The 3048-nt window shown below is 63.6% G+C and carries 6 protein-coding genes; all 6 read left to right on the top strand.

From position 1 onward, the window contains the following. The first annotated feature begins 298 nt into the window (after positions 1-298). The 6 genes from AQY21_RS29930 to AQY21_RS28130 all read left to right on the top strand — a co-directional run bounded on the left by AQY21_RS29930 (position 299) and on the right by AQY21_RS28130 (position 2785). Entirely contained in the window at positions 299-586 is a 288-nt protein-coding gene (locus AQY21_RS29930; RefSeq protein WP_238986873.1) for an alpha/beta hydrolase, read from the top strand. A gap of 39 nt (positions 587-625) precedes the next feature. Continuing rightward, positions 626-1072, top strand: coding sequence for a cyclophilin-like fold protein (locus AQY21_RS21905; protein WP_238986872.1), 447 nt, complete (start codon positions 626-628; stop codon positions 1070-1072). A 16-nt stretch (positions 1073-1088) separates the two neighbouring features. Further along, positions 1089-1484: a cupin domain-containing protein gene (locus tag AQY21_RS21900; RefSeq protein ID WP_058099714.1), complete on the top strand. Its 396-nt coding sequence runs from the start codon at positions 1089-1091 to the stop codon at positions 1482-1484. A gap of 18 nt (positions 1485-1502) precedes the next feature. Continuing rightward, positions 1503-1727 carry an alcohol dehydrogenase catalytic domain-containing protein gene (locus AQY21_RS21895; protein ID WP_058099713.1) on the top strand — a complete coding sequence of 75 codons (225 nt, stop codon included), beginning with the start codon at positions 1503-1505 and terminating at the stop codon, positions 1725-1727. Between the two features lie 26 nt (positions 1728-1753). Then, a complete protein-coding gene (locus AQY21_RS29195; RefSeq protein ID WP_058099712.1) occupies positions 1754-1981 on the top strand; it encodes a hypothetical protein in 228 nt (75 codons plus the stop codon). A 46-nt stretch (positions 1982-2027) separates the two neighbouring features. Beyond that, a protein-coding gene (locus AQY21_RS28130; RefSeq protein WP_152988321.1) for an IS5 family transposase occupies positions 2028-2785 on the top strand; the annotation gives its coding sequence in 2 pieces (ribosomal slippage) (positions 2028-2352 and positions 2352-2785; 759 coding nt in all). Positions 2786-3048 lie beyond the last annotated feature (263 nt).

Raw genomic sequence — 3048 nt, 5'->3', positions numbered from 1 at the left:
CTCATCGGCATCTGCGGCTGGGGCGGCATGGCGCTGAGCGCCGTGGCGGTCGACAAGCGCGTCAAGGCGATCGCCGTCAGCACCATGTATGACATGACCCGCGTCATGTCGAACGGCTACGACGACAGCATGACCCCCGAACAACGCGCGCTGGCACTGGAACAGATCAGCCGGCAGCGCAGGGAAGATGCCGCGAACGGTGCCCCGGCCTGGCAGCCGCCCTATAACGAGCTGAAAGGCGGCGAGGCGCAGTTCCTGGTCGATTACCACGACTATTACATGACCCCGCGCGGCTATCATGCGCGCGGTCAACTCGGGCAATGCCTGGACGCGGACCACGCCGCTGCCGTTCATGAACCTGCCGATCCTGACCCATATCGCGGAGATCTCGCCGCGCCCGGTGCTGTTCATCCATGGCGAGAACGCCCATTCCCGCTATTTCAGCGAAACTGCCTATCAGGCAGCGGCCGAGCCGAAGGAGCTGATGATCATCCCGGGCGCCTATCACGTCGATCTCTATGACCGGATGGACAAGATCCCCTTCAACAGGCTGGCGGCGTTCTTCGGCCAGCATCTTGCCGCCTAGGCTGGGCGAGGCCTGCTTGCTATGATGGAGAATGCAGGAATGACCCATGAACCCGCCGGTCTCTCTCGGCGCATGTTGCTGGCCGCAGCGGCCGCCAGCCTCGCCCTTCCCGCCATCGCCCGCGCAGGAGCCGCCATGCGTATCCGCCTTGCCTTCGCCGACCAGGACTTCACCGCGACGCTCGAGGACAATCCTTCGGCTCGCGACCTGCTCTCGATGCTGCCGCTGGACCTGACCATCGACGACTACTCGACCAACGAGAAGATCGCCTACCTGCCGCGCAAGCTGACCGAGGAGGGCAGCCGCCCCTTCGGAAACGAGGCGCCGGGCGATCTGTGCTATTACGCGCCCTGGGAAAATCTGGCACTGTTCCACGGGTCCTATCGCTGGTCGCGCGGGCTGATCCGGCTCGGGCGGCTGGACGCGGGGCCGGCGCTGCTGCTGGTGCGCGGCGAATATCCGCTGCGCGTCGAAATCCTGTCCTGATCCAAAGGAGGTTCTCATGCAGATCTATCGTGCCGGGCAGACGCCCTCTCGCCCCGGCCCCGCCGACTGGTTCACCGGCCGCGTCCGCATCGATGCCCTGTTCAATCCCGCCGCGCCCGACCGGGTGCAGGGCGCCCAAGTCACCTTCGAGCCTGGTGCCCGCACCGCCTGGCATACGCATCCGCTGGGCCAGACGCTGATCGTGACTTCGGGCTTGGGGCGGGTGCAGCGCGAAGGCGGGCCCGTCGAGGAAATTCGCCCGGGCGACGTGGTCTGGTTCGAGCCGGGCGAGAAGCACTGGCACGGCGCCGCGGCCGGCGTGGCCATGACCCATATCGCGCTTCAGGAGGTCCAGGACGGCAAGGTCGTCGACTGGCTGGAGCATGTCAGCGACGCCGAATACGGCGCCTGAGCCCGGAAAGGAGAGCCCTTGCTGGCAGCCGTCCTTCATGGCCCCGGCGATGTTTGCTTCGAAAATGTGGCCGACCCCGAGATCCTCAAGTCCACCGACGCCATCATCAGGCTGGCGGCCACCTGCATCTGCGGCTCCCACCTCTGGCCCTATCGCGGTGCGCAGAGCATCACCGAGCCGATGCATAGGGGCCACGAATATCGCGGCATCGTGGTCGAAGTCGGCAGCGCCGTCACGAGATGACGGCCCGGGAGCTGGCGGAACGGGTGATGATCGAACGCGACCTTGAGGTAACGGATACGGCGCTGCGGAGTTCAGTGGTGTTCAAGGCCGTCCAGGCGCTGCGGCACGCCAAACGTCGACGGAATTCGTGCGGCGAGCAGGAAGTGTTGAGCCATGATCGCCTCATCATACAGCGCATGTTCATGCTATGTTTATGGCGTGGCCATCCAGGCAAGCGTTTGGTGCATTTGGTCCCTAGGCTCAGGATGCATTGATTTTCAATGCTCTGCGTGATTCATGGCTCGAAAACGGAGCGGTGACATGAGCGATCTTTACTGGCTGACCGACGAGCAGATGGCCAAGCTTGCCCCTTTCCTCCCGAAGTCGCACGGAAAGCCACGGGTCGATGACAGGCGCGTGCTGAGTGGAATTATTTTCATCAATCGCAATGGGTTGCGCTGGCGAGACGCTCCAGATGCCTACGGCCCGCACAAGACGCTCTACAGCCGGTGGGAGCGCTGGAGCGAGAAAGGCATCTTCGCGCGGATGATGGTCGGTCTGGCTTCCGAACACGGCGAGGAAAAGACCGTCATGATCGACGCGACCTACCTGAAGGCACACCGCACCGCGACCAGCATGGCCGCGAAAAAGGGGGGCGAGGTCGCCTGATCGGTCGGAGCAAGGGCGGCATGAACACCAAGCTGCATGCCATCTGTGACAGCCAGGGACGGCCGCTCAACCTGTTCGTCACTGCAGGGCCGGTTAGCGATTACATCGGCGCGCGGGCGCTGCTCAGCAGCCTGCCAAAGGTCGACTGGCCGCTGGGGGATCGCGGCTATGACGCCGACTGGTTCCGGGACGCGTTGAAAGACAACGGGATAGGCGCCTGCATCCCTGGCCGGAAGCAACGCAAGACCCCAGTCAAATACGACAAGCGCCGATACAAGCGGCGCAACCGCATCGAGATCATGTTTGGCAGGCTCAAGGACTGGCGCCGGGTGGCGACCTGCTACGACCGATGCCCAAAGGTCTTTCCCTCAGCGATCGCTCTCGCCGCGACCGTCATCTACTGGTTATGAATCCTGAGCCTATCACTACTTTGGCAGAAGTCTGTTGAGCATTTTTCGCCACTTCCTACGGCAGTGGGGACAGTTGGGCGGCGGCTGACTGAGCTGGATCAAGATCGTCTGCCTGATAGCTGGTAAGCTCAGTTGTGGCGGGGGAGCTGGGGCCCTTTTTTCCGATCCGCTGCCTTCAGGCGTCGGGCTTGCAGGAAGGCGAACGCGATCATGGTCATGAGCGCATGTCGGTGCAGGCCCTGCCATGATCGGCCCTCGAAGTG

The organism is Paracoccus sp. MKU1 (assembly GCF_001447385.1).
In the GTDB taxonomy this organism is placed as follows: Bacteria; Pseudomonadota; Alphaproteobacteria; order Rhodobacterales; family Rhodobacteraceae; genus Paracoccus.
This window is presented reverse-complemented; position numbering and strand designations above follow the sequence as displayed.